The sequence below is a fragment of the Streptomyces sp. NPDC014861 genome (assembly GCF_043081625.1).
Lineage (GTDB): Bacteria > Actinomycetota > Actinomycetes > Streptomycetales > Streptomycetaceae > Streptomyces.
This window is the reverse complement of sequence record NZ_JBIBWV010000005.1, coordinates 441,596-465,170: the sequence shown is the minus strand read 5'-3', so window position 1 is coordinate 465,170 and position 23,575 is coordinate 441,596. Positions and strand designations below refer to the sequence as shown.

Sequence of the window (23,575 nt, the reverse complement as noted above, 5' to 3'; positions counted from 1 at the left end):
GCTCTCCTCTCCTGGCGCGAGGGCGATCGCCGTCGCGCGGGGACTTCACGGTCGCGGGGAACCGGCGAGCCGGTGCGCCCGACCACTTCCACGGGCAGGAAGTCGGACGCGCGTTCTGCCGAGTTCCCGGGATGGAGGAGAACGGTGACGGATCATGACGTGACGGAGCACGGCACGGCGGAGGTCGGGCCGCTGCGGGCGGAGGTCCGCGCGTTCGTCCGTGAACGTGTCTTCCCTGCCGAGCCGGTTCTCGACGCAGGCGGGCCGGCCGCCCGGGACCTGCGCGGGCGATTGCGGTCGGAGGCTCGTGCCGCGGGCCTGTGGGCCCTCCCCCTGCCGGCCGGACTGGGTGGCGGCGGGCTGTCCTTGAGCGCGTACGCGGCGATCGCCGAGGCCGAGGGCGCCAGCGATCACGGCCCCGCGGCCCTCGGCTCGGCATCCCTCCTCGACGTGACCATGCTGTCCCGGCACGGATCCGGCCGAGTGGCCGCGGAGTACCTGCCCGGGCTGGTCTCCGGCGAGCTCCGCGCCTGCTACGCGATGACGGAGCCGGACACGCCCGGGACCGAGCCCGCGCTCACGGCGACCCGGGCCGAGCGCCGGCCCGGCGGCGGCTGGCGCGTCACCGGCCGGAAGTGGTTCGTGTCGCACGCGGGCGACGCGGACCTCGTGACCGTGCTCGCCCGCACCAGCGGCCGGGCCGGGGACCGCGGCGGCCTCTCCCTGCTCCTCGTGCCCACCGGCTCCCCCGGCTTCCGGGTGGTGCGCGAGCTGCCCGTCCTTGGCGCGTCCGGGCAGTACGAGATCGAGTTCGACGGTGTCGAGGTCGACGCCGACCTTGTCGTCGGCGACACCGGCCAGGCCCTGTCCGTCGCGGGCGAACGCCTGCTGCTGGGCCGCACCCTGCGGGCGTTGCGGTGGCTCGGCCAGGCCCAGCGGGCCTTCGACCTCCTGTGCGACCGCGCCACGGCCCGGCAGGGAGCACGGGGACCGCTGGCGGACCGGCAGCTCGTCCAGCAGCACGTCTTCGAGAGCCTGTTGGCGCTGCGGACGACCCGGCCGCTCGTCCACGAGGCGATGGCCCTGGTCGCGGAGGGACGCGACGCCCATGTGGAGGTCGGTCTGGCGAAGACGGCGGCGGCCCGGACCCTCCAGGAGGTCGCGGACCGGGCCGTCCAGGTCTTCGGCGCGGCCGGGCTCGGCCCGGACACGCCCCTGCCGGCCCTCTTCCGCACGGGACGGACTGCCCGGATCCTCGACGGGCCGGACGAGCAGCACGTGTCCGCCGTGGCCCGGCGCGTCCTGCGGAGCCGTCGGGATTCCGCCGTCACACCCGTCTGAGGTCGACGTGGCCGAGGAGCGCGGCCAGGCCGAGCGCCAGGAAGAAGTCCCCCCAGACGAGTTCGTGCCGGACGGCGGTGCCGCCGCCGGCGTCGTAGCAGCCGTCGAGGAGCATGCCCGCCGGGCGTGCCCCGCCCGGCGGGGTGAGGTGGGCGTGCGCGAGCCGGTGCAGGACGGCTTCGGCGCGGGACGCGCACGCTTCCGGTCGCACCGCTCCGGGGGCGAGGGCCAGCTTCAGGAGGGCGACCGCGGTGATCGCGGCGGCGGAGGTGTCGGACGGCCCGCCGACGCGGTGGGCGTCCGCCGGAGGGACGAGGGGTCCCGTGAGCATCGCGCCCTCGGCGAGGAGGAGTTCGGCCGCCCGGGCCGGCCGCTCCGGGCGCGGGGCCCCGGCGTCCGCGAGCAGCAGGGCGTCCGCCACGGCCAGGAGGAGCCATGCCTCGCCCCGCGCCCAGCCGGGTGCCGGACCGGCTTCGGGCGTCCAGCCGCGCGCCCCGTCCCAGCACCACCCCGGGCGGGGCCGTCCCGAGCCCCCGCCCGGCAGACACAGGTCCAGGTGGGTGTGCAGGTGGGCGGCGGCCGCGGCCCGCCCCTCGGGTCCGGCCGAGGCCAGGAGCGGTACGAGACCGGGGGCGCCGTCCGCGCGGGCGCGCAGGCGCGTCCCGCCGAGGGCGGCGCCCCACGGGACGAGGCCGAGCGCGGGGTCGAAGGCGGCGAGGGCGGCCCGCGCCGCGCGTTCCCGCAGGGTGCGGGCCGTCGGGTCCCCGGTGGCCAGGGCCGTGCCGTACCAGAGGATCAGGCCGCGGGTCGCGGTGTCCGCCGTGGCCCAGGGCGCGAGCCGCGTGGTGACGGTCACGGCCGCCGCACGGTCCTCGTCGCTCCCGGTGCGTCCTGCTCTCAGCCACAGGAGTCCCGCCCAGAAGCCGCCCGTCCACGATCCGCGTGCCGTGGTCGTCCACCGGCCGTCGGCCGGCTCGGCGTACAGGGGAAAGCGGTCGCCCACCTGCGCGAAGGTCTCCCCCGCCCGGTGGAGCACGAGGTCCAGGGCCTCCTCCGCCCAGCCCGCGGCGCTCACAGCCGACCGTCCGGGCGGGCGCGGCGGTCCCGTACCGCCCAGGCGAGCGCGACGGCCCCCGCGACGGCGAACTCCCCCGCGACGAGCAGCCAGCCGTCCCCGTACTGCCCCCGCTCCGCCAGTGTCCCGAACAGCGGTGGCCCGACGGCGAACCCGGCGAAGAAGCCCGCGGCCACCAGCGCGGAGTCCTGCCCGGCGCGGCCCGGGGCGGAGCGCTGCATCACCAGGACCATCGAGACGGCGTTGCCGGACACGGCGAACACGCCGACCGCCACGGCGGCCACCCACACCAGCGGGCCGACGCGGTCCGCCGCGGCCAGGAGCAGCGCCGCGCCCACCGCCCCTCCGGCGAGCAGGCCGGGCAGCCACGGGGCCCGGCCGGGCGTGGCGGCCCGGGACCAGCCGATGCGGCCGGCGATGCCCGCGACGCCGAGGACGGCGACCAGCGCGCCCGCCACCGTCGGTCCCATGCCGAGGCTTCGGGCGCCGAAGAGCGCGAGGTAGGTGTTGACGGAGGCGATGCCCGCGCCGAGGAAGAGCGAGAAGGCTGCCAGCCAGGGCACGGGGCCGCGAGGCCGGGAGGACACCGACCCCTTCGCGGCGCCCCGCGGAAGCTGCGGCGCGTCGACCGGCAGCGCGCGCCAGGCCCACAGGGCGGCGAGGAGGGCCGCGCCGGCGGCGACCCAGACGGCGCCCCTCCAGCCGATCGCGCTCGCGGCCGCGGCGAGGGGCAGTCCCGCGACGAAGGCCCCCAGCTGGACACCGGACTGCTTGGTGCCGGTGACCGCGCCCCGCTTCGGGGCGGGCACGGACGCCAGGATCGCCTTGTTCGTCGCCGGGTTGGCGAGCGCCTGGGGCAGGCCGCCGACCGCGACCGCCACGAGCAGCAGGCCGGGTCCGGGCGCGGCGCCGATCAGCCCCAGGGCCACGGCCGAGAGCGCGAGCAGGGCCACGAGGGAACGGCGGGGGCCGACGCGGTCGACGATCCGGCCGCCGACGGGCGAGAGGACGGCCGCCGTGCCGAAGCCCACCGTGGTGGTGAGGCCGAGGACGGTCTCCGAGACGCCGAGCCGGTCGACGAGGCGCGGGCCCAGGGCTCCGATCAGGAAGAGCTGGAGCATCGAGAAGGCCATGGCCGTCGTCAGGAGCGCGGTCGGTCCGGAGGTCCGCGCTCCTCCGCTCCCGGCCGGCGTCCGCGCCGCCGTACCCACGCCGCTCACCGCGCTCCCCTTCCCCGTCCGGCCGGTGGGCCGGACGCGTCGCCCTGGAGGAGTCGTGGCGGCGGTGCCGGAAGTTCCCGAGGCGCTCTTGTGGGACGCGTCACAGTCGCGTACTCATGTCCCGACAGGTCGGGGGAGCGGCCGCGCGACGGCCGAGCCCGCCCTCACACCTCCCGGGAGTGGTGCAAGGATGAGCGCGCCATGACGCCAGGCCGATGTTCGCGAGGGGCCCGGGCCGCGCTGTTCGCGGCCGTCTGCGTGCTGCTCGCTGCCACCGGCCACATCCTGATGTCCGGGCAGGGCGTGCCCGCGTGGACGCTCTCCCTCTCCTTCGCCGCCATGGTGGCGGTGACCTGGGTCCTCGCGGACCGCGAGCGCGGCCTCCTGGCCGTGACCACGGCGAGCGTGGTGGTGCAGAGCGCGCTCCACACCGCCTTCTCCTGGTCCCAGCGGGTGGGCCCGCTGCCCGCGCCGACGCCGGCCCCGGCGGGTGACACGCACGCGGAACACGCGCACCTGTCCCACGCGGCCATGGGCCACGGGGACCCGGGCCACCCGGCCCTGGGGCACGTGGACTTGAGCCACGCGGCTCTGGGGCATGAGGGCCCGGTCTCGTCCGTCGGCCTGTTCTCCGAGGCGTCCGCCGGGCACGACATGACAGACATGTCGTCGTCTTCCGGCATGGTCGCGGCGCACCTTCTGGCCGCGCTCCTGAGCGGGTTGTGGATGGCGTACGGCGAGCGGGCGGCGTTCCGCCTCCTGCGCGCCGCGTCCCTCCGGCTCTTCCGGCCGCTGCGCCCGCTGCTCGCGTCGCTCGCCCCCGTCGTACCCGACCGGCCGCGGTTCCGGCCGGTGCGGGCCGGGGACGAGCGCGCCCCGAGGCGGCTCCTCCTGGCCCATTCGCTCATCTCCCGAGGTCCACCGCAGGCACTCGCTGTCCTCTGACAGCCGGCTCCCCGAGGTCGACGGCTCCGTGCCGCCCCTCGGGCATCGGTCATGCCGCCTCCACCCGGTCGCGGCCTGCCGTACCCCGTCACCGGCGGGCGCCGCCCTTGTCCGCGCCCGACCGGATTCCCTTTGCCTCGTAAGGACTTGTGGCGATGACTCCTGCCCACGACACCCTCGCGCCCCTCCCCGCCGAGAGCCCGGCGCGGCCCTCCCGTCCGGCGTACGCGCCGGACGCCGACACCGACGCGGCGACCACGCTGCTCGCGCTGGCGGCCCGGGACGGCGATCCGGCCAAGGCCGACCTCTTCGTCCGCGCCCTGCACCGTGACGTCCGGCGCTATGTGACCCACCTCAGCGCGGACCGCCAGGCGGCCGACGACCTCACCCAGGAGGTCTTCCTCCGCGCGCTCGCCGCGCTGCCCCGCTTCCAGGGACGCTCCTCCGCCCGCACATGGCTGTTGTCGATAGCCCGCCGGACGGTGGTCGACAGCCTGCGGCACGCCGCGGCCCGGCCGCGCCTGTCCGACCGCGACGACTGGCAGGCGCAGGCCGAGCACACCCAGCCCCGGGGGCTTCCCGGTTTCGAGGACGGCGTCGCGCTCTCCGAGCTCCTGGCCGCGATCCCGGCCGAGCGGAAGGACGCGTTCGTCCTGACCCAACTCCTGGGCCTGCCGTACGCCGAGGCGGCCGAGGCCATCGGCTGTCCGGTCGGCACGGTCCGCTCGCGCGTCGCACGGGCACGGATCTCGCTGGTCGCGCTGGTGCGGGACGACGAGGAGCCGGTGGTGTCGCCTCCGGACGTCCGCGCGCCCGCCCGGAGGCGGTTCACCCGGGCACCGGCACTCGCCTGACTGCCCGTCGACCCTCGCCCCGATCTCACGTCACTTCCCTGACAAGGGCGGGGCGACGGTGCCGGACCGTCGTCCCGCCCCGGGAACCGAACCGCTCGGCCGGCCGACTCCTCCTCCGGAAGGACGGTCCGATCCCCTCGGTGCCGCACGACACGCTCTGGAGAGGCCACCGATGGACGAGCCGCGAGTGTCCGCGCCCGCCGCGAAGGCGACGGGGCGGTTCAGGTCGCCGCCGTTCGTCCTCGGCGGCTTCCTCCTGCTGCTGGCCCTGGTCTTCCTGGGGTCGTACGCGCTCGGGGCGGCCGTGGGCCCTGTCGGCCCCCTCCCGGACGCGCCGGCCACGACCGGCCCGGCGCCCGCGACGGAGCACTCGCACCACGAGGGCCACACCGGGTGAGCGGGGCCCACGGGCACCGCGGCACCCCGGGGCCGGTCACCCCTCGGCCTCGGTCCACCTCTCCTCGCGGGTGCCGCGGGGCAGGGTGACGGCCAGCATGTCGCTGGGGACGTCGAGCGCGAGGCGGTGCCAACGCCCGCGCGGGACGATCACGGCGGCGCCCGCGCCGAGTGCGATCACCTCCTCGCCCTCCCCGGGCCGCTCCGGACGGAGGATGACGCGTATGCCGCCGGTGAGGCAGGCGACGAGCTCGTCCGCCTCGGTGTGGATCTCCCAGTGGTCGCCGTGGACGTCGTCGTCGGTCTCCGCGTGCGCGGCCATGAACAGCCAGCCGTCGCGCTCCAGTTCAGTGTCCGCGACGGGCTGTTCGACGCGCATGCGGCCGCTCGGGTCGAGGTGGAGCAGGGACCCGAACAGGTCGATCCGGGGGATGGGGACAGTCATGCGGGAACGTCCTTCCTGAGAGGGGCTTCGCGCGTCGGACCCGGGCCCGGACACGGACTCGGGCTGGGGCTCGGGCCGTCGAGCCGGGGGCGTGCCGCGTGGAGGCGCGGTGGCCGCGGCAGCCGGCGGCGGGCCGTCATCCGTACATCGCCACGCGGTGCAGGGCCGCGAGCGCGTCGTCGATGGGGTGGGGCCGCGGCGCACCGGAGGGATCGAGGGTGTTCCACCGCTGGAGGTTGACCGCGACGGCCATCCGTCGCCGCCCGTCGGCGCGGATCATGGCCAGCGCCCCGGCGCCCCACACCGTGCCGCCGTGCCCCCAGAAGCGGTCCTTGCCGGGCTCCTCCATCGGGTACAGACCGAGGCCGTAGTCGCCCTTCTTCCCCTCCTGGGTGATGACCGGCACGGTGTGCCGCATCTGGGCCAGGGACGCGGGGCTGACGATCTCGCCGGCGAGCAGCAGGCCGAAGAAGCGGTTGAGGTCCGCGACGGTCGAGATGAGGGAGGCGGCCGGTCCGACCCAGGACATGTCGAAGACGCTGTAGTCGCGAGGCGGGTCGAGCGTGCCGAACCACGCCTCGTAGTGCTTCGAGTGCGGTCCTTCGATGTGGGGTCCGGACGGGAAGCCGGTGTCCGGGAGTCCTGCGCGATCGATGACGTGTTCGGTGATGTGCGCGTCTGCGGTGGTGCCGGTCACCTCTTCCAAGAGCCGGGTGAGCAGCAGGTAGTTGGTGTTCGAGTACACCCCCGGAGTGCCGCCGGGGGTGCCGACGGGGGGTGCGGTGACTCCCTTCTCGATGAGTTCGGCGTGGTCGAAGCGGGCGTACCGGAGATCGTCGAGGCTGTCGGGCCGGGTCTCCGCGATCACGGGGAAGGCCTTGAGGGAGGGGTAGGCGTACGGGAGGTACTCGGCGAGGCCGCTGGTGTGGTCGGCCAGCATCCGCACCGTGATCGCCCGGCCCCGCTCCCCCGGGACCAGCTCGGGGAGGTAGTGGCCGATCGGGGTGTCCAGGCCGATCCGGCCCGCCTCGACCTGTCGCAGGACGGCGGCGGCGGTGAAGGTCTTGGTGATGCTGCCGACCCGGTGCCGCATGTCGGCGGTGACCGGGCGGCCGGTGGCGGTGTCGGCCACCCCCGCGGCGCCGCGCCAGACCTCGTCGCCGTCACGCACCTCGGCGAACAGGCCCGGCATCCCTGCGTGGTGGACAGCTTCGAGTGCGGCGTCAAGGGCCACCGGATCGAGTGAGTCGCTCACGGCATGCGTCCTTTCGCAGTGCTGGGGAACAAGCTCGTGCCCTCATTATGCACGCGGTGCGTGCAATACCAAGTGCATGAGCGCGTGCAGCGGCAGGTGCAGCGACGGCGCATGGGATAGGATCGGCCCGACGAGAGGGGCGAAATGGCAGGCCGCAAGCGTTGGTCGACCGAGGAGATCCTTGATGCGGCAGCGGAGTTGCTGCGTACGGGCGACGCGGAGTCGTTCAGCGTGCGCAAGCTCGCCGCGACCCTCGGGACCGATTCCTCCAGCCTCTACCGGCACTTCCGCAGCAAGACGGAGCTGCTGCGCGCGGTCGCCGACCGCGTCCTCGTGGCCTCCGTGGACGGCTACCACCCCGAGGGCGACTGGAAGCAGCGCATCACCTCCCTCGCGCTGCGCGTGAGGGAGGCGTTCGGGCAGCACCCGCAGCTCGCGGCCGCCTGGGGCCGGTACGCGTCGGGCGGGGCCGGCTCCCGGCTGGTCATGGAGGAGGTGCTCCAGGCCCTGCGCGCGGCGGGGCTGCCCGACGAGGAGATCCCGGCGCGGTATCACCGGCTCGCCGTCCTCATCGCCGCGCTGATCGCCTCCGAGGCCGGGGTCGGCACCCTCACGACCGAGGAGTACGACCAGGGCATGGAGCTGTTCCGCGTCTCGGTGCTCGGCGCCGACCCCGAGCAGTTCCCCGCCGTGGCCCACTTCGCCCGTGAGATCCGCCCTCTCGGGGCGGACCGCGGCGCCGCGTTCGAGGAGATCCTCGCCGCCCACCTCGACCGGATCGAGGCGGCGCTCCCCCCGCGCTAGATCGGGCGGAGCGCCGCCGACGGCGGTTCGGTCCTCGGACCAGCAGGGTCACCGGGAGGTCGGGGCCGCCCATCGGCGGCGGCCCGGGCCGGTCGGATGGGTGCCGGTGACCCCCATGACCAGCGAGTAGAGGCTGGTCTCGGCGGTGATGAACAGACGGTTGCGCTTGGCGCCGCCCCAGGAGATGTTGGCGACCGTCTCGGGGACGTTCAGACGGCCGATCAGGGTGCCGTCGGGGTCGTAGCAGTGCACGCCGTCGTCCATGGCGGCGACCCAGAGCCGGCCGCCGTCGTCGAAGCGGAGGTTGTCGAAGCGGGCCCTCCCGCGGGCCCCGGCCTCCGCGAAGACCGCGCCGTCGGACAGGGTCCCGCCGTCGCGCACGTCGAAGACCCGGATGAGGCCCGCGCGGGTGTCGGAGACCAGCAGCCGCCGCTCGTCGGGCGAGAACACCAGGCCGTTCGGCGCGCCGAAGCAGTCCGCGACGAGCCGCACCTCGCCGGTGACCGGGTCGATCCGGTAGACGTTGTTCGAGCCGATCTCGCTCTCGGCCCGGTACCCCTCGTAGTCGCTGGTGATGCCGAAGTCCGGGTCGGAGAACCAGACGGAACCGTCGGACTTCACGGTCGCGTCGTTCGGGCTGTTCAGACGCTTGCCCTGCCAGCGGTCGGCCAGCACGGTGACCGTGCCGTCGTGCTCGGTCCGGGTCACCCGGCGGTTGCCCTGCTCACAGGTGATCAGCCGGCCCTCGCGGTCGAGGGTGTTGCCGTTCGTGTGCCCGGCGGAGCTCCGGAAGACACCGACCGCGCCGGTCTCCTCGTCCCACCGCAGCATCCGGTCGTTGGGGATGTCGCTCCACACCACCTGGCGCCAGGCCGGCACGTAGAGGGGCCCCTCGGCCCAACGGCAGCCCGTGTACAGGACCTCCAGCGCGTTGTCACCGTTCATGCACCGGCCGGTACGGAACCGGTCGTCCAGCATCTCGTACAGCGCGGGACGCTCGCCGTTCATGGGATCCCCTCCTCATCAAGACCACTGGAGCCGAACAATAATCGGCCCATGGGGATCATTGCAGGATGAGATATGGTCTTTGCAAGGATCTTCCGAACGGAGAGTTGTGGATCACATCGATCGCACCCTGCTGGCCCTCCTCCAGCAGGACGCCACCCAGCCGTACGCCGCCCTCGGGCAGGCCGTCGGCCTGTCCGCGGGGGCCGCGCACGAGCGGGTGCGGAAGCTGCGCGAGCGGGGCGTCATCCGGCGTACCACCGTCGACGTCGACCCCGCCGCCGCGGGCAGAGGCGTCCTGGCGTACGTCATGGTCGACTCGACGTCCTGGATGGGCGATTCGGCGCGGGACTTCGCCGGGCTCCCCGAGATCATGGAGGCGCACGTCATCGCCGGAAGCGCCTCGGTCCTCGTGAAGGTCAGGACCGCGACCACCGAGCAGTTGCAGGACGTGCTGCGCCGGATCTACGCCATCGAGGGAGTCAGCGGCACCCAGGCGACCGTGGTCCTCGAAACCTTCTTCGAACGACCTCTCTCCCCACTGACGGAGGAGCGGACCTGACCCAGCCGCGCGCGGCGGTGGCGGCGCGGCCCGCCTCGCCCTCGGAAGAACGGTGCCGACGGGTCCGGCCGGGCGTCGGTGAGGTCAGGCGCCGATGCCGACGGAGGAGACGTAGGCGTAGGCGTTGTAGTCGGAGTCGAGGTCGGTGATGACGTCGTCCCAGATCTCGTCGAGGGTGCCGGCGTCCTTGCGGGCCCAGGCGTCGACGAGGTCGCTCCAGATGTAGCGGACGGTGATGGTGCGCTGGGAGATGTTCGCGCGGACGTGCTCGGGCGCGCTCAGCGAGGTGTCGACGGGGTAGATCTCCATGCGCCGGCCGCGACCCCGGTTGTCGAGGTGGCGGGTGAGCCATCCTGAGCGGATCAGGTTGTCCCGGCGACGGTGCCAGTAGGCGGCGTCGATCTTCTCGCGGCTGGCCGCGGTCGGCGCGACGGCGCCCTTCTCCCGCATCCACGCCCGGATCGTGCGGGGAGCGACGCCCTGCTCCCTGAGCGCCTCGCGTCCCGCCTTGCTGTCGAGGTAGCGCAGCCGGGCCGCGACACCGCGCCGCGAGGTGACGGGCGAGGCGATGCCGGAGGAGTACACGATGCGGTTGAGCTCCAGGACGAGGGCTTCGCCGCCCTTCATGCCACGGGCGTCGTAGGCGCCGAAGCCGCCCCAGCGGGCCCACAGGTCGGGGGATCCGGCCATCACTCGCCTCCGAGGGTGTAGGTCTTCTTCGCCTTGACCTCATGCAGGTTGCGGCCCTCGGCGAAGACCGCGTGCCAGTCGCCGGCGACGTGCAGTTCGTCGGTGCCGGACATCTCCACGACCGTCAGTCCGGCGGCCCGCGCCTTCTCCGCCTTCATCCACAGGTTCGCGAAGGCCTTGGCCCGGATGATGTGCATCCAGTCGGGACGACGGATCTCCCGGTTCGCGCTCGACTCCCCGATGGTGGAGACGAACTTCGCGTACATGGCCTTCACGTACTCGACGGTGAGCGTGTCGCCCTCGTCGAGCGCGGTCCTGCGGACGTCGGCCAGAGCACGCCGAAGCTTCTCCAGAAGCACCTCGGTGGCCCCGGAGACGAGCGAGCGGTGGATGACCGGGGCGTCGGCGAGCCCGGTGCGGGCGCAGTCGAGCAGCTGGCGGAGCGTGGACTCCGTGACCCACAGCTCCCCCGGCTCCAGGCGATGGCCGAGGGGGTTCGGCAGGTCGGTGTGGTCCCACTCGGCGGGCGTGATCAGGTGGACGCCGGACTTCTTCGGGTCGTGGACGCCGCCGGTCTCCTCGCGGAGCTGTCCGATGGGCAGCCAGCACTTCAGGGCGGAGAGGTAGGCGGCGTTCATGTCGAGGGCGGTGACCTCGAAGCGGGTGCCCTGCTTCGCCGCCTTGAAGACGGCGGTGTTGCGCCACTTGGGGCGGCCCTCCCAGATCTCGTCCGCGCCCTTCTGGGACTTCTTCCGCAGGATGTCGGAGGTCGGCGGGAAGTCGGAGTGCTCGTAACGGCCGCTGGCCCGGGACGCCTTGAACAAGGCCATGACGTCCGGGATCGCCGACTTGATCAGAGCGGCCTGAGCGGTCCCGATGTCGCCCGAGTGCTCGGCGAGGACGTCCTGGACGCGCCCGGTGATCTGCTCGACCAGGGTGCCGGAGGCGTACCCGGCGGTGGTGCGCGGCGACTTGGGCGCGACGGCGGTCGGGGCGAGGGCGGGGGCGGGGGAAGAGGCTGTGGGGGTGCTCGGCGCGGGGGCGGGGGCGGCTGATGCGGCGTGCTCGGTGTCTCTGGGGTCTCCGGGGTCGTCTGCGGCCTTGCCTTTGTCCTCGCTGCCCTCGTTGTCCTCGGTGGGGACGGGGCGGGCGGAGGCGCACTCCTCGGCGCTCAGGTGCTGCGGAAAGCCGTCGACCTCGTCGGTGGCCGGTTCCCCGCACAGCACGCACGGCCCCAGCCACGCCCGCGTCGGCCCGGCCTCCGGCGCCCCGGCGGGAGCGGGCACGGGGGCGGGGGCGGGGGCGGGGGCGGGGGCGGGAGTGGATGCGGGGGCGGCGCCCTCGGGTCGGAGCGGAAGGGTGGCACCGTGCAGCACGCCGGCGGCGTGGGTCGGTCCGGCGAGGAGGTCGAGCACCGACAGGCCGTAGTGGGCGGCGAGCAGGTCGACATCGTCCAGCGACCAGTGGGCGGCGCCGGACTGCTTGCGCGACACCTGCGCCTGGGAGAGCCCGATCGCGGCGGCCAGATCGTTCTGCCGCTCACCGGTCCGCGTCATCAGCGCGGCGACCGTGAGCCTCAGGCATTCCTCCGTACCCAACACGCCGCCAACGTAGCACCCCGTATGCGGAACCCGCATACAGCGGTGGGGGCGGGCGCGCCGCTCCCCCGGTCGGCGCGTACCCGCCGCCGACGGTGGACGATCCGGTCGTCGCACCGGGGCGAGTCGGTGTCACACGTGGGTGGTCGTCGACGTGTCCGGCTCCCCGGGCGGGCGGTGGCTCCGCCAGCGCTGCGCGAGCTCCGTGGGGAAGCGGCGTCCGCTGCGGGCCAGCACCACGCCCCGGACCAGTTCCAGTTCGTCGCCGCCGTGGAAGCCGTGGTCGCGGCCCGGCACCAGCGGCGTCCACGGGTCGGGGCCGGTCCGGCGCGCGGTGGTCCGGCGCCGGGTGCCGTAGCTGCTGAGGTCCCGTACGTGGATCGTGCCGCCGACGATCCGCAGCTCGACGTGGGCACGGCTGAGACCGGCGGTGAGCTGGGCCGGGACGAGCCCGTGCAGCGATATCCCGCCGGGGCCCGGAGCGCGGCCCACCCGGACCGTCGTGCCGTCCTCCAGGGTGAAGCGCTCCCGCAGCTCCCCGTCGATCAGCAGCTTCAGCTGGGCCGTCGCGGTCCGGGGACCCGCGTCGAGCAGGGGGTGCGCGTGCTGTTCGCAGCGGGGTACTCCGCCGCGCATCCGGGGAAGCAGCGCGAAGCTGCCGCGCTCGGTGTCGTACAGGGTGCAACGGGGCTCGGGGCAGCGCCAGTTGCGCCGTACGACCTCCGAGAGCGGTCTGCGGCGGCGGTCGAGCAGGCCCCTCTCCTTGAGCGCCGACTCCTCCATCTTGCGGGAGATGTCGAGGGCGGAGGCCACGCCCATGTCGCGGGGTTCCAGGACGACCGTGCCGTCGGGGCCGGGGGCCGGGCGCAGGAAGTCGTCGGTGTTGCCCTGGATCCAGCGGAAGGCGAGGCGGGCGTCGCGGAAGAAGTCCCCGGAGATCACCGGGATGCCGGTCATCTCGCACAGTTCGAGGATCCGTTCGTCGGCGTCCCCGAGCTCCTCGACGAGTCCGCGCGCCACCCACCGTCCGAGCTGCTCGGCCTCCTCCGGGTCCGCCCACTCGTGGCGTCCGCCCAGACGGAGGCTGCGGTCGGCGACGAGGTAGAGCTGGACGCCGGGGTCCCGGGCGAGGACCGCGGCCGCGTCGGCGACGAGACGGAGCCGGTGCAGGGAGCGGCGCGCCCAGCCCCCGAGGGTCCGGGTGCGGACCACGTTGGAGAGGTCCACGAGGAAGGCGGCCCTCTCGAAGTCGGCCGTGAGGTGCTGGTCCATCGACGTACGCCCCTTCCGGGTTCTTCCCGCCGGACGAAGCCTGCCAGGACGAGGGCGTCCCGTGCTACACCACGGTGTCGATGCCGGGGCCGGTGCCGTACCTGGGTTCGACTCCACCGGCGCGGGGAGGCTCCGCGCTCGTGTCACGCCGACGGTGGCCGACCGCACGATCGGTGGCTGGCCGTAGGGCCGGTGGTCGGGCGTAGGGCCGGTGGCCGGGCGTACGGTTGAGGTCCCGGTGGTATTTCTGGGGAGTCCCGGGATTTCTTCGTGTCTTCGTGCCCAGATGGAGTTGTCGATGACCGTTCGCCGTGTCGTACCCCATGTCCAGTCCTCCGACGTGGCGGAGAGCCGTGAGTTCTACGGCCTGCTCGGGTTCGAGGAGGTCATGAACCATGGCTGGATCATGACGCTGGGATCTCCGTCGAACCCGACGGCGCAGATCAGTTTCATGGCGCGCGACAAGACCGCCCCGGTCACGCCCGACATGACCGTCGAGGTGGAGGACGTGGACGTGGCGTACGAGGCCGTACGGGCGAGCGGCGCGGAGATCGTCCACCCTTTGCAGGACGAGGAGTGGGGGGTGCGCCGGTTCTTCGTCCGCGACCCCGACGGCCGGGTGGTGAACGTCCTGGGCCACCGCTGACCTCAGTCAGGGGGTCGTGTGACCGCGGTCAGGGGCTCGTGTCGGCGAGGGTGCGGTTGAGGGCGCTGCCGGGGTTCGCGGTGAGTTCCTGCCAGGTGCCCTCCTCGACGATGCGGCCGCCCTCCAGGACGGCTATGCGGTCGGCGCGGCGGATGGTGGCGCGGCGGTGGGCGATGACGACGGTCGTACGGTCGCGGTGGCGGAGGGCGGAGGCGAGCTGGGCGTCGCTCGCGTTGTCCAGGTGGGCGGTGGATTCGTCCAGGATCAGGACCCGCGGCCGGGCCAGGAGGGCGCGGGCCAGGGCGACGCGGGCTCGCTGGCCTCCGGAGAGGGTGGCGCCTCGTTCGCCGACCGGGGTGGCCAGGGGGGCGATGCGGTCGACACCGCACAGGCGGGCTGTCTCGGCGAGGAGTTCGTCGTCGGCGTCCGGGGCGGCGAGCCGCAGGTTATCGGCGAGGGTGCCGTGGAAGAGAGGCGTCTCCTGTCCCACCAGGGCGACGGTGTGCCGGAGTTCGGCCTCGTCCAGCGCGCGCAGGTCGATGGGGAGGCCGTCGGCGGGCAGCAGCTGGATCGCGCCCTCGGTCGGGTCCCAGAAGCGTCCGAGGAGGTGGGCGCAGGTCGACTTGCCGGCCCCCGAGGCCCCGACCAGGGCCAGCGTCTCTCCCGCGCAGACGGTCACGTCGACGCCGTCGAGGACGGGGCCGGCGCCGTAGTCGAATCCGACGCGACGCAGCCGGACGCCGAGCGGGCCCGGCGGCAGCGGGCGGGGCTCGGCGGGCGGTGGGGCGAGCGCGGGGGCGCGGACAGCGGCGCCGACGCGGGCGGCGGCGGCGCGCAGGGAGACGGCCTGGCTGAGGGAGCGGGCCGATTCCGCGACGGGGCCCAGGACGGCGAGGGCGAGCGCCATCGCCGCCGGCGCCCACGCGCCGTGCAGCCGGCCCGAGGCCGTCGAGAGCGCGGCCGCCGTCACGACGCCGAGCAGGGCGGCCACGATGAGGAGGTCGCGGATCGCGGCGGTGAGCGCCTCCCAGGTGGCCTCGGCACGCTGGGCGTCCCCGAGCTGCCGGCCTCGGGCGGCCAGCCGGCGCCGGTGGCCGGGCAGGGCGCCGTGGGCGAGCAGTTCGCGCAGTCCGTCGACGGTCTCGACCGTGTCGGCGGAGAGGACGGCGGCGGCGGTACGGGTACGGGCGCCGCGTTCCGCTCGTCCGCGCGCGTCGGCGAAGGGGGCCGCCGCGAGCAGGGCCGCGGCCGGCAGCACGGCGGCCAGGAGCCACGGCTCCAGTACGGCGAGGAACGCCGCTCCGCCGGTGAAGACCGTTCCCGCTGCCAGGAGTTGGGCGGTGGTGTGGGCGTAGAAGAACTCCAGTGCCTCGACGTCGGCCATGGCGGTGGCGGCGAGGTCACCGCTGCGCCGGCCGGCCACGCGGGCTGGCGCGCTGCGGGCGAGCCCGTCGAAGACGCGGACCCGCAGGGCCGCGAGCACCCGGTAGGCCAGGTCGTGCGAGAGGTCCATCTCGCGCCAGGTCGCCAGGGCCCGTACGAGGACGAGGGCGAGGAGCAGGCCGACGGTGGCGGGCGTGGGGGCCTTCGCCTCGATGACCGCGGTGCCCACGGTGTGGGCGGCGAGGGTCACCAGCGCGACGAGCGAGCCCTGCTCCAGGAGCGCGGCGACGCAGGTGCGGGCGGTCATGACGCGGTGTCCGGCGAGGGCGGGGAGGAGTGCGCGCAGCGAGCCGCGCGCGGGGACGGGGTCGGGCGCGAGGGTGGGGTCGGAGGTGGGCACGGGGTCGAGGTCGGGGGTGGGCTCAGGTGCGGGGGTGTCGGTGTCGGTGGTCCGGCTCATGCGGCGCGTTCTCCTCCGTGGGTGGTGCGGCCCGCCTCGACGAGCCGGGTGTAGACGCCGCCGGCCTCGGCCAGCGCGGTGTGGTCGCCGACGGCGTCCACCCGCCCCGCGTCGAGGACGACGATGCGGTCGGCGTCCCGGACGGCGGCGAGCCGATGGGCGATCACCAGGACCGTGCGGTCGCCGGCGGCGGTGCTCAGCAGGTCGCGGACGATGGAGGCCTCGCGGCGCTCGTCGACCGAGCTGGTCGCCTCGTCGAGGACCAGGACCGGGGCGTCCGCCACCAGGGCCCGGGCGAGCGCGAGCCGCTGGCGCTGCCCGCCGGACAGGGTGGCGCCGCGTTCCCCGAGCACGGTGGCGTAGCCGTCCGGCAGGGCCGCGATCTCGTCGTGGACGCCGGCGACGCGGGCCGCCGCCGTCAGGTCCTCGTCCGTGGCGTCCGGGCGGGCCACGCGCAGGTTGTCGGCGACGGTGGCGTGGAAGAGATACGTGTCCTGGGACACCACGGCGACCCCCTGCCGGAGCGAGTCGAGGGAGTAGTCGGTGGTGCGGCGCCCGTCGAGGGTGACGCGGCCCTCGCCCGGGTCGTGGTGGCGCAGGAGCAGGGCGAGCAGGGTGGACTTGCCGGCGCCCGAGGGGCCGACGACGGCGGTGGTACGTCCTGCCGGAGCCGTGAAGGAGACGCCGTGGAGGGCGGGCGCGGGCGCGTCGGCGTAGGTGAACCGTACGTCCTCGAAGCGGATTTCCGGGGGCGCGGGCCACCGCGCGGGGACCGTCCCGGTGTCGCGCACGGCCGGGGTGGCGGTGCGGAGCGCCGCGATCCCGTCCGCTGCCGACACGCCCAGGTATCCGGCGTGCCATTCGCGGGCGAGATCGCGGACCGGCCGGAAGCACTCGGAGGCCAGCAGCAGGACGAGGTAGGTGCCGGTGGCGGTGGTCGATCCGCCGACGGCCGACCAGCAGGCGAGGAGCGCGGCGGCGACGGTCCCGCCCTGGACGGCGAGGTCGGTGAGGGCGGTGTCGACCAGGGAGACGCGGAGCTTGGCGACGGTCGCCCGGTGCAGCGCGGCCGAACGCTCCTCCAGGCGGGCGCGGGTGCGGCCGACCGCGCCCGCGGCCCGCAGGGCGGGCATGCCCTGAAGGGCTTCCAGGTAGTCGGCGCCCAGTCCTTCGTACGTGTCCCAGTGCTCCTTGCCGCGCGCGGCGAGGAGGCGGTCCCAGGCGCGCGGGCCGAAGAGCGCGAGGAGGAGGGCGGGCACGAGGCCGAGCAGCGCCGTCGGTTGCACCGCGGCCAGCGCGGCGAGCACCAGGGGTGGCACGGTCAGGGTGACCAGGAGCTGGGGCAGATAGCGGGAGACGTAGGCGTCGACGCCTTCCACACCGTCCACCAGGGTGGTGCGTACGGCGCCGGCGCGCGCGGCGGGACCTCCCGGCCGGAGGCCCGCCGAGGTCAGGTGGGCCGGGCCCAGGCGGCCGAGGTGGGCGAGGAGTTCGTCCCGCAGGGCCACCCTGACCTCCGCGCCGGCGCGGGTGGCGGTGCGCCGTTGCCAGGTGCCGAGTCCGGCCCGGGCGGCGACGACGCCGAGCACCGCGGCGAGCAGCCACGGGAGCCCCGCCGTGCGGCCGTGGGCGAGGTCGGCGAGGGCGAGGGCGAGCAGGGCGGCCTGTCCCAGGTGGGTGGCGGTGACGGCACCTTGCAGGAGGGTGGCGTGGAGCAGCGGGCGGCGGGCCCGGCCGGCGGCGCGGCGCAGTTCGGGGTGGACGATCATGCGGGGTTCTTCTCCTCTGCGGCGGGGAGAGCGGCGGGGGCGGTTTCGGAGTGCGTACGGAGGGCGCCGAGGGCCAGGCCGTGGACGATCCAGTCCCTGCCGGGCGGGGCGCCGAGCGCGGCGCCGAGGTCGGCCTGCTGCCAGGAGCCCACGGGGCGGGCGGCGAGGCCGTGGCGGAGGGCCGTGACGTGGGCGAGGTGGACGGCGAATCCGGCGCGCAGGTGGGTGCGGGCGATGTGCGCCGCATCGGCGTCCGCGGGGCAGCCGTGGGCGAGCAGGACGGCGCCCGCGTCCGCGATCCACGCCTGGCCCGCCGCCCAGGCCGCGAGGGTCGGGCGGGCCTCGCCCACGGCGTACCGGCGCAGGCTCGTGCCGTCGGGGGACGGTTCCAGCAGGGCGGGTCGCGGGGGGCCGACGGCGGCGCACCACCGCAGGTCGGCGCCGCCCGCGCGGGCGGCGGTGCCGAGCACCGCGCGCAGGGCCGCCGGGGTCGGGGTGATGCCCGGGAGGGGTGGTGGGGTGCTGCGGCGGGCCAGCAGTTCCCGGGGGGTGGGCGAGACCCCGAGGGGGTGGGTGGTGGGGTCGGGTGTCGGGGTGGGCGGGATTCCGAGGGGGTGGGTGGTGGGGTCGGGAGCCGGGTTCGGCGGGCCCCCGAAGGGGTGGGTGGTGGGCTCGGGAGCCGGGGTGGGCGGGGGGACGTGGACGGCGGCGAGCGGGCCGGCGGCCGGTCCGTCCAGGCGGGGCTCGGGCTCGCCCGCGCCCATCGCGAGGGCCGCGAGGAACAGCGCCCCGGCGGCGTGCCCCGTGTCGAGGAGCAGGAGCGGCCAGGCGCGGTGGCCGTAGTGGGAGGTCGTACGGCGCGCGGTGACGGACAGCGTGACGGTGACGCCCGGCGGCGTGCCGTCGGGCTGCGGGCCGAGGCGGTGGACCCGGTGGCGCAGCGGGTCGTAGCCGTAGCGGCCGGGCGGCAGGGAGCAGTCGGGGCCGACGGCCAGTTCGGCGTCCACCGGGTGCAGGGCGCCGGCGGAGGGAACCGGGCGCAGCCGTCCCGTGGCGTCCGACGCGGCCAGGGAGAGGCGCAGCAGGGCCGCCAGGTCGAGCCGGCCCGGTTCGGCGCCCGGAATCCGCGACGGCCGTCCCGGCCAGGCCGGGACTTGCGCGCCCGTGGGCGTGTCGGGGCCGGGGCGCCGTGCGGACCGGGCACGGGCGAGCGCGGCGGCGAGGTCGGCCCAAGGGGCTTCCCCGTCGTGGTCGGTGGCGTCCGGGAGGTCGTGGCGGAGGCGCAGGGTTTCCGGGAGGTCGCGGCGGAGGCACGGGGCTTCCACCGGACGGTCGCCGCGTAGCTGCGCGGTACCGTCCTGCCGGTCCCCTGGGCCGTGCCCCGTATCACCTGAGCCCTGCCGTGCATCCCATGAGCCGGTCCCCGCGCCCCCTCGGCCGTGCCGTACGTCCCCTGGGCCGGTCCCCGCGCCCCCGGGGCGGGTGCCGTCGGCGTTCTCGTTCTCCATCGCGGTCCTCACATGTGGGGCGGGGGCGCCAGCGTGAAGTCCTCGGGGGCGCCCGGGGCCGTCGTGCGCCAGCCCCTGTCCACGGCGGCCCGGGCGAGCCGCGGGCAGCCGAAGTAGCCGAAGGCGGCCGGGGCGTTGGGGAGGAGGCCGGAGACGAGGACGCGGGCGACGCGCAAGGGGGTCTCGGCCACGTCCTCGGTGGTCAGGTCGAAGGTCATGAGGCGGTGGCCGCCCGCCCGGAGCGCGTGCTCCAGTCGCTCCCGGCTGCCGGGCTCGACCGCGTCGATCGGCACGGTCCCGTGGGCGGGGGCGGTGAAGCGCCGCGCCTCGGCGGCCATCCGTTCGTCGAGCCAGACCTGGACGTGCGCTCCCAGGTCCCGTACGTGCTCGAATTGCTCGCCGCACGCGTCCAGGTAGCGCCCGTCGGCACGGTGTTCGAGGTAGAGCCCGCGGGCGAGCAGGCCCGCGTCGACGGCCTGGAAGACCCAGCCGTCCGGGCCGGTGAGCCCCTGGGTGAAGACCCAGGTGTGGACCGCTTCGAGGACGGCCTTGCGGGCCGCCTCGGCGGGGTCGTACTTGCAGGCGAACCCGGCCGCGTACAGGCCGAGGGTCGGGTCGTGGACGAGCGCGGCCATGCACGGGGCGAACTCGGAGGGCATCTCGACGAGATGGACGCCGAGTCCGGATCCGGCGAGGTCGGCCGCCAGGCCGGGGACGCTGGCCGGGTCGATGCCGCGGGCGGGTCCGTCGAGGTGCCACCAGAGTTCGAGGGCGTCGCGTTCGACCGTCTCCAGGAGGCCGCGCTCGACGGCGTCGTCGAAGCCCTGCCCGGTGGCGATGCCCGCGTAGTTGAGGTGGTGGGTGCGGGGCAGCTCGCGCAGCTCGCCCTGGCGCCAGTTGAGGTGGGTGAGGGCGACGGGCGCCCAGACCTCGGTCGTACGTCCGCCGGGCAGCCGCTCGGTGCCGCGCGTCCACAGGGACGGCGTGTCGGCGGTGAAAGGGCGGTACGGGAACGTGTCCCGGCCGTACTGCCAGGGCGCGTAGGCGGGCAGGTCGTCGGGGCCGTAGAGCCGCAGGCCCTTCTCTGCGAGTTCGGCGGCGGTGGCGCGGAGGGGGGCGTCGGGGTGGCCGGGCGGGGGCACGCGGTTGCCGCAGTACCGTTCCACCCCCTCGGCTATCGCGGCGATCCGGGCCTGCTCGGGGTCGCCGAAGGTGGTGCCGAGGGAGACCCGGTCGGCGGGCCACAGGCCCAGTCTGCGGGCGTCGGACACCTCGGCGGTGAAGGCGGTGTAGCGGGGCGGGGCGCCCACGGGGTGGTCGACGGGCTCGACTTCGCGGACGATGCCGCAGACGGGGTCGACGAGTGCTTCCAGCGGCAGCGGCGTCATCGCAGGATCTCCTTGAGGGGGTCGACGGGTGGGTCGGTGGGGGTGGTGGTGGCGGGTCCGGGGGTGGTGGAAGCGGCTCCGGGGGTGGTGGAGGCGGTTCCAGAGGTGGTCGGGAGGACGGTCAGGGTGAGCGTCACGCTCGCCGGGTCGACCTCCCGCCGGGAGGGGAGCAGGCGGACCGCGGTGACCGGGTCCTCCCCGGTGTGGGGGTTGCGGGCGTGGGCCGGGAAGTGGTGTCCGGCGATCTCCAGTCGCAGCCGTGTGCCGGCCGGCAGCCGGCGCGCGAGCCGGCCGAGCTCGACGGTGAACTCGCCGTCCGCCGGGCGGGAGCGGCGCAGGACGCCGACCGCCAGCCGCTCGCCCTTCCCTTCGGGGGTGAGGGCGACGAGGCGGACGGCCCAGTCCGCGGCCGGTGTGTCGGCTGTGCCCCGCAGGCGTACGCGTACGGGCCCGACGGCGTCGAGCGGGCGCGCCAGAGGGGTGCCCGCCAGTAGGCAGCGGTCGGGTGCTCCCCCGGTGGGCACGGTGAGGTCGTCGGAGCGGACCGGACGGTCGGGGTCGGCGGTGAAGCGGGCTCCGGCGAGCAGCCGCAGGGGCTGCGTGCGGGGTACGCCCGCGAAGGCGTCGGCGCCCTTCGCCTCTCCTTCGCGGGGCCGCGTGCGCGGTACCCCCGCGAAGCCACCGACGCCTCCCGCCTCTTCGTCGAAGCGCTGCGTGCTCGGCACCCCCGCGAAGCCGCCGGCGTCTCCCGTCCCCGCTTCGGAGGGCTGCGTGCGCGGTACGCCCGGGAAGCCGTCGACGCCTCCCGCCCCTGCGCCGAAGGGCCGCGTGCGCGGTACCCCCGCGATGCCGCCGGCGCCTCCCGTCCCCGCTTCGGAGGGCTGCGTGCCTGCTGCGACGCCACGGGTGTCGGCGCCTCCCATCCCTTCCGGCCCACCTCCCCCTCCGGCGGCTCCGGCCGTCGCGGGCAGCCACAGGTCGGCGCCCCCCAGTGCCACCGCGCCGTGCCGGCCGGGGGCGAGGGCGCCGGCCAGGGCGCGGTGGGCCCAGCGCGCGTACAGGTCGCCGAGGGCCACCCGGTGGGCGGGGCCGGCGTCGGGTCCCGGCATGGAGACGAGGCCGTGGCGCCACGGGCCGAGCAGCAGGCGGGCCGAGGGGCCGCCCCAGGTGCGCCACAGTGCGACGGTGTCTTCGGTGAAGTGGTCGTGGTGGCCGCCGACCGCGAGCAGGGGCACGGTGGCACGGGGCGCGAGGGAGATGAGCCGGCCCCGCTGCCGGTGCTGCCAGAGGCCGGCCCAGGAGGGCAGACTCCGGCCCAGCCGTTCGGGGAGTCGGACGAGGGGCAGGTGGGTGAGCAGGGCGGGGTCGGCGGCGAGGGCCTCGGCCAGCGCCCGCTCGTCGGAGTCGTGCCGGTCACCGTGGGCGGCCCACCATCCGGCGCGCGTCAGCAGCCGTTCCGCGCCGGTGGGTTCGCGCGCGGTCTCGGCCGCGCCCAGCGCGGGTACGGCGGCGATGACCGCGTCGGGCCGGGCGTCCGGCTCGTCCCGGGGCGCTTCGAGGGCGAGGACGAGGGCGCAGTGGGCGGCGTAGGAGGCGCCGAGGGCGACGTACCGGCCGTCGCTCCACGGCTGGCGCCGGATCCATCGCGCGGTCGCCGCCCCGTCGGCCGTCTCGTTCTCGTACGGTCGCCACTCCCCCGCCGAGGCGAACCGTCCCCTGACGTCCTGCACCACGGCGGCGAAGCCGTGGCGGTTCCAGCCGCGCGCTTCGGCCCGGTGCCGGCGACGGTCGTACGGGGTGCGGAGCAGGACGGCGGGGAAGGGGCCGGCGCCTTCCGGGAGGCTCACGTCCGTGGCGAGGCAGCCCGCGACGACCGCGTGCGCGGGCGCGGCCTCCTCGTCCAAGGAGCTCATCCGTCCTTCCCCGGCGTCGTGGCCACGGGGGGCACCGGCAGGACGGGGTGTTCGGTGACGGTCAGGGTCCGCAGGTCCACCTGCCGCAGTCGCCGCCGGGCCGGGATCCCGGCCGTTCCGGGGGCCCCGGTCGCCCACTGGGCGAGGTCGTCGGCGAGCAGGGCCGCGAGGAGCGCGGCGGCGGGGACGGTGAGGCGGACCGGGGCGCCCGCCGTGCGGGGTCCGCTCCAGTAGGCGGCCAGTTCGCGGTGGGCGGGGGTGGCGGCGAGCCGGCGGGCCCGCACGTGGGCTGAGGTGACGTCCCCGGGGGCGGCGGCGAGGGGTTCGACGTACGCCTGCCAGCCCTCGCGGTGGCACCGCAGCCAGGCGGTCCCCCGCTCGGGCAGCCGGTCGGCGGCGTCCCACAGTCCCTCGGGTACGGGTCCGTCGAGGCACCACACGACGGCGGCCGGGTCGCCGTCCAGCAACTCCTCGATCGCGTACGGGGACACAGAGGTCGGCGACGCCTCCGGGGCCGTCACCGGCGTGGTCCGGGGCTCGGCGCCCAGCGCGGCCAGCTGCTCGGCGAGCGGTCGGGTGACGGCCGGGGTGCCGAGGAGCCGGATGTCCCGGCGGTCGGCGGGCCAGGCGGAGGGCGGCGGCGGTTCGTCGGCCAGATAGCCGGCTTCCTCGAACGCCCGGACCACACGGGTCAGTTCCTCGTCCGGCGGGACGGCTGTACCGACTCCGACTCCGGCACCGGCACCGGCACCGGAGAGCAGGGAGCACAGGGGGAGCGTCACGTCCTCGTCCGCTCCCCCGGGTGTCCTGACACTCAGGAACTCCCCGTCGGAGGTGCGGACGGCGAGGCCCCGCCCGGGTACGGCGACGACTTCGACACCGGGGACGAGCCGGCTGCGGGACACGACGATCTCCTGACATGGCGAGCGGAAGAGAACGGAAGGGAACGGAAGGGAAGGGAAGACAACGGAAGGGGGGCAAGGGGAACAGGCGTGGGCCCGCCCGTAAGGCAACGGGCGGGCCCACGGTCGAGGGCCGAGGCCCTC

The 23,575-nt window shown here is 75.4% G+C and carries 21 protein-coding genes; 7 read left to right on the top strand and 14 right to left on the bottom strand.

Annotated features, from left to right (window positions below; genetic code table 11):
• The first annotated feature begins 144 nt into the window (after positions 1–144).
• Positions 145–1,341 carry an acyl-CoA dehydrogenase family protein gene (locus ACF1BN_RS14185; protein WP_392331870.1) on the top strand — a complete coding sequence of 399 codons (1,197 nt, stop codon included), beginning with the start codon at positions 145–147 and terminating at the stop codon, positions 1,339–1,341.
• Here the strand turns inward: ACF1BN_RS14185 and ACF1BN_RS14180 are convergent.
• Positions 1,328–2,416, bottom strand: coding sequence for a sugar ABC transporter permease (locus tag ACF1BN_RS14180; RefSeq protein ID WP_392331869.1), 1,089 nt, complete (start codon positions 2,414–2,416; stop codon positions 1,328–1,330). The genes ACF1BN_RS14185 and ACF1BN_RS14180 overlap by 14 nt on opposite strands.
• Complete coding sequence (locus tag ACF1BN_RS14175; protein ID WP_392331868.1) at positions 2,413–3,636, bottom strand: nitrate/nitrite transporter; 1,224 nt, start codon at positions 3,634–3,636, stop codon at positions 2,413–2,415. The genes ACF1BN_RS14180 and ACF1BN_RS14175 overlap by 4 nt, the downstream gene beginning before the upstream one ends.
• A 201-nt stretch (positions 3,637–3,837) precedes the next feature.
• Here ACF1BN_RS14175 and ACF1BN_RS14170 point away from each other — a divergent pair, with 201 nt between their 5' ends.
• The 3 genes from ACF1BN_RS14170 to ACF1BN_RS14160 all read left to right on the top strand — a co-directional run bounded on the left by ACF1BN_RS14170 (position 3,838) and on the right by ACF1BN_RS14160 (position 5,832).
• A complete protein-coding gene (locus tag ACF1BN_RS14170; protein WP_392331867.1) occupies positions 3,838–4,581 on the top strand; it encodes a hypothetical protein in 744 nt (247 codons plus the stop codon).
• Positions 4,582–4,736: 155 nt separating this feature from the next.
• Entirely contained in the window at positions 4,737–5,435 is a 699-nt protein-coding gene (locus tag ACF1BN_RS14165; RefSeq protein WP_392331866.1) for a sigma-70 family RNA polymerase sigma factor, read from the top strand.
• 172 nt (positions 5,436–5,607) lie between these two features.
• A complete protein-coding gene (locus ACF1BN_RS14160; RefSeq protein WP_392331865.1) occupies positions 5,608–5,832 on the top strand; it encodes a hypothetical protein in 225 nt (74 codons plus the stop codon).
• Positions 5,833–5,868: 36 nt separating this feature from the next.
• On the opposite strand, the gene ACF1BN_RS14155 is transcribed toward ACF1BN_RS14160, so the two are convergent.
• On the bottom strand, positions 5,869–6,276 hold the full coding sequence (locus ACF1BN_RS14155; protein ID WP_392331864.1) for a cupin domain-containing protein: 408 nt from the start codon (positions 6,274–6,276) through the stop codon (positions 5,869–5,871).
• A 136-nt stretch (positions 6,277–6,412) separates the two neighbouring features.
• Complete coding sequence (locus ACF1BN_RS14150; protein ID WP_392331863.1) at positions 6,413–7,531, bottom strand: serine hydrolase domain-containing protein; 1,119 nt, start codon at positions 7,529–7,531, stop codon at positions 6,413–6,415.
• A 144-nt stretch (positions 7,532–7,675) separates the two neighbouring features.
• Between ACF1BN_RS14150 and ACF1BN_RS14145 the strand changes: the two genes are divergently transcribed.
• Positions 7,676–8,335: a TetR/AcrR family transcriptional regulator gene (locus tag ACF1BN_RS14145; protein ID WP_392331862.1), complete on the top strand. Its 660-nt coding sequence runs from the start codon at positions 7,676–7,678 to the stop codon at positions 8,333–8,335.
• A gap of 48 nt (positions 8,336–8,383) precedes the next feature.
• Here the strand turns inward: ACF1BN_RS14145 and ACF1BN_RS14140 are convergent, their stop codons facing one another.
• Complete coding sequence (locus tag ACF1BN_RS14140) at positions 8,384–9,343, bottom strand: SMP-30/gluconolactonase/LRE family protein (RefSeq protein ID WP_392331861.1); 960 nt, start codon at positions 9,341–9,343, stop codon at positions 8,384–8,386.
• A 106-nt stretch (positions 9,344–9,449) separates the two neighbouring features.
• On the opposite strand from ACF1BN_RS14140, the gene ACF1BN_RS14135 reads away from it, so the two are divergent.
• Positions 9,450–9,902 carry an Lrp/AsnC family transcriptional regulator gene (locus ACF1BN_RS14135; RefSeq protein ID WP_392331860.1) on the top strand — a complete coding sequence of 151 codons (453 nt, stop codon included), beginning with the start codon at positions 9,450–9,452 and terminating at the stop codon, positions 9,900–9,902.
• Between the two features lie 84 nt (positions 9,903–9,986).
• On the opposite strand, the gene ACF1BN_RS14130 is transcribed toward ACF1BN_RS14135, so the two are convergent.
• The 3 genes from ACF1BN_RS14130 to ACF1BN_RS14120 form a co-directional block, all read right to left on the bottom strand.
• On the bottom strand, positions 9,987–10,592 hold the full coding sequence (locus ACF1BN_RS14130) for a hypothetical protein (RefSeq protein WP_392331859.1): 606 nt from the start codon (positions 10,590–10,592) through the stop codon (positions 9,987–9,989).
• Entirely contained in the window at positions 10,592–12,193 is a 1,602-nt protein-coding gene (locus ACF1BN_RS14125) for a helix-turn-helix domain-containing protein (protein WP_392331858.1), read from the bottom strand. The genes ACF1BN_RS14130 and ACF1BN_RS14125 overlap by 1 nt, the downstream gene beginning before the upstream one ends.
• A 129-nt stretch (positions 12,194–12,322) precedes the next feature.
• Positions 12,323–13,462, bottom strand: a complete 1,140-nt coding sequence (locus ACF1BN_RS14120; protein WP_392331857.1) for an FHA domain-containing protein — start codon at positions 13,460–13,462, stop codon at positions 12,323–12,325.
• A 298-nt stretch (positions 13,463–13,760) separates the two neighbouring features.
• Between ACF1BN_RS14120 and ACF1BN_RS14115 the strand changes: the two genes are divergently transcribed.
• A complete protein-coding gene (locus ACF1BN_RS14115; protein ID WP_392331856.1) occupies positions 13,761–14,108 on the top strand; it encodes a VOC family protein in 348 nt (115 codons plus the stop codon).
• A 28-nt stretch (positions 14,109–14,136) separates the two neighbouring features.
• On the opposite strand, the gene ACF1BN_RS14110 is transcribed toward ACF1BN_RS14115, so the two are convergent.
• From ACF1BN_RS14110 to ACF1BN_RS14085, 6 genes are all read right to left on the bottom strand, one after another.
• Positions 14,137–15,951, bottom strand: coding sequence for an ATP-binding cassette domain-containing protein (locus tag ACF1BN_RS14110; protein ID WP_392331855.1), 1,815 nt, complete (start codon positions 15,949–15,951; stop codon positions 14,137–14,139).
• Positions 15,948–17,720 (bottom strand): ABC transporter ATP-binding protein/permease, encoded by a 1,773-nt coding sequence (locus ACF1BN_RS14105; RefSeq protein WP_392331854.1) that lies wholly within the window; start codon positions 17,718–17,720, stop codon positions 15,948–15,950. Before ACF1BN_RS14105 ends, ACF1BN_RS14110 begins: the two co-directional genes overlap by 4 nt.
• Positions 17,717–19,045, bottom strand: a complete 1,329-nt coding sequence (locus ACF1BN_RS14100) for a SagB/ThcOx family dehydrogenase (RefSeq protein WP_392331853.1) — start codon at positions 19,043–19,045, stop codon at positions 17,717–17,719. The genes ACF1BN_RS14105 and ACF1BN_RS14100 overlap by 4 nt, the downstream gene beginning before the upstream one ends.
• A gap of 191 nt (positions 19,046–19,236) precedes the next feature.
• Positions 19,237–20,616 (bottom strand): YcaO-like family protein, encoded by a 1,380-nt coding sequence (locus tag ACF1BN_RS14095; RefSeq protein ID WP_392331852.1) that lies wholly within the window; start codon positions 20,614–20,616, stop codon positions 19,237–19,239.
• Positions 20,613–22,529, bottom strand: coding sequence for a CocE/NonD family hydrolase (locus ACF1BN_RS14090; protein WP_392331851.1), 1,917 nt, complete (start codon positions 22,527–22,529; stop codon positions 20,613–20,615). The genes ACF1BN_RS14095 and ACF1BN_RS14090 overlap by 4 nt, the downstream gene beginning before the upstream one ends.
• On the bottom strand, positions 22,526–23,434 hold the full coding sequence (locus ACF1BN_RS14085) for a hypothetical protein (protein ID WP_392331850.1): 909 nt from the start codon (positions 23,432–23,434) through the stop codon (positions 22,526–22,528). The genes ACF1BN_RS14090 and ACF1BN_RS14085 overlap by 4 nt, the downstream gene beginning before the upstream one ends.
• Positions 23,435–23,575 lie beyond the last annotated feature (141 nt).

Bases quoted from the DNA above. Each gene is read 5' to 3' on its own strand.
- ACF1BN_RS14170 (WP_392331867.1), top strand. From the start codon at position 3,838: ATGACGCCAGGCCGATGTTCGCGAGGGGCCCGGGCCGCGCTGTTCGCG.
- ACF1BN_RS14165 (WP_392331866.1), top strand. From the start codon at position 4,737: ATGACTCCTGCCCACGACACCCTCGCGCCCCTCCCCGCCGAGAGCCCG.
- ACF1BN_RS14160 (WP_392331865.1), top strand. From the start codon at position 5,608: ATGGACGAGCCGCGAGTGTCCGCGCCCGCCGCGAAGGCGACGGGGCGG.
- ACF1BN_RS14155 (WP_392331864.1), bottom strand. From the start codon at position 6,276: ATGACTGTCCCCATCCCCCGGATCGACCTGTTCGGGTCCCTGCTCCAC.
- ACF1BN_RS14145 (WP_392331862.1), top strand. From the start codon at position 7,676: ATGGCAGGCCGCAAGCGTTGGTCGACCGAGGAGATCCTTGATGCGGCA.
- ACF1BN_RS14140 (WP_392331861.1), bottom strand. From the start codon at position 9,343: ATGAACGGCGAGCGTCCCGCGCTGTACGAGATGCTGGACGACCGGTTC.
- ACF1BN_RS14130 (WP_392331859.1), bottom strand. From the start codon at position 10,592: ATGGCCGGATCCCCCGACCTGTGGGCCCGCTGGGGCGGCTTCGGCGCC.
- ACF1BN_RS14120 (WP_392331857.1), bottom strand. From the start codon at position 13,462: ATGGACCAGCACCTCACGGCCGACTTCGAGAGGGCCGCCTTCCTCGTG.
- ACF1BN_RS14115 (WP_392331856.1), top strand. From the start codon at position 13,761: ATGACCGTTCGCCGTGTCGTACCCCATGTCCAGTCCTCCGACGTGGCG.
- ACF1BN_RS14110 (WP_392331855.1), bottom strand. From the start codon at position 15,951: ATGAGCCGGACCACCGACACCGACACCCCCGCACCTGAGCCCACCCCC.
- ACF1BN_RS14105 (WP_392331854.1), bottom strand. From the start codon at position 17,720: ATGATCGTCCACCCCGAACTGCGCCGCGCCGCCGGCCGGGCCCGCCGC.
- ACF1BN_RS14095 (WP_392331852.1), bottom strand. From the start codon at position 20,616: ATGACGCCGCTGCCGCTGGAAGCACTCGTCGACCCCGTCTGCGGCATC.
- ACF1BN_RS14090 (WP_392331851.1), bottom strand. From the start codon at position 22,529: ATGAGCTCCTTGGACGAGGAGGCCGCGCCCGCGCACGCGGTCGTCGCG.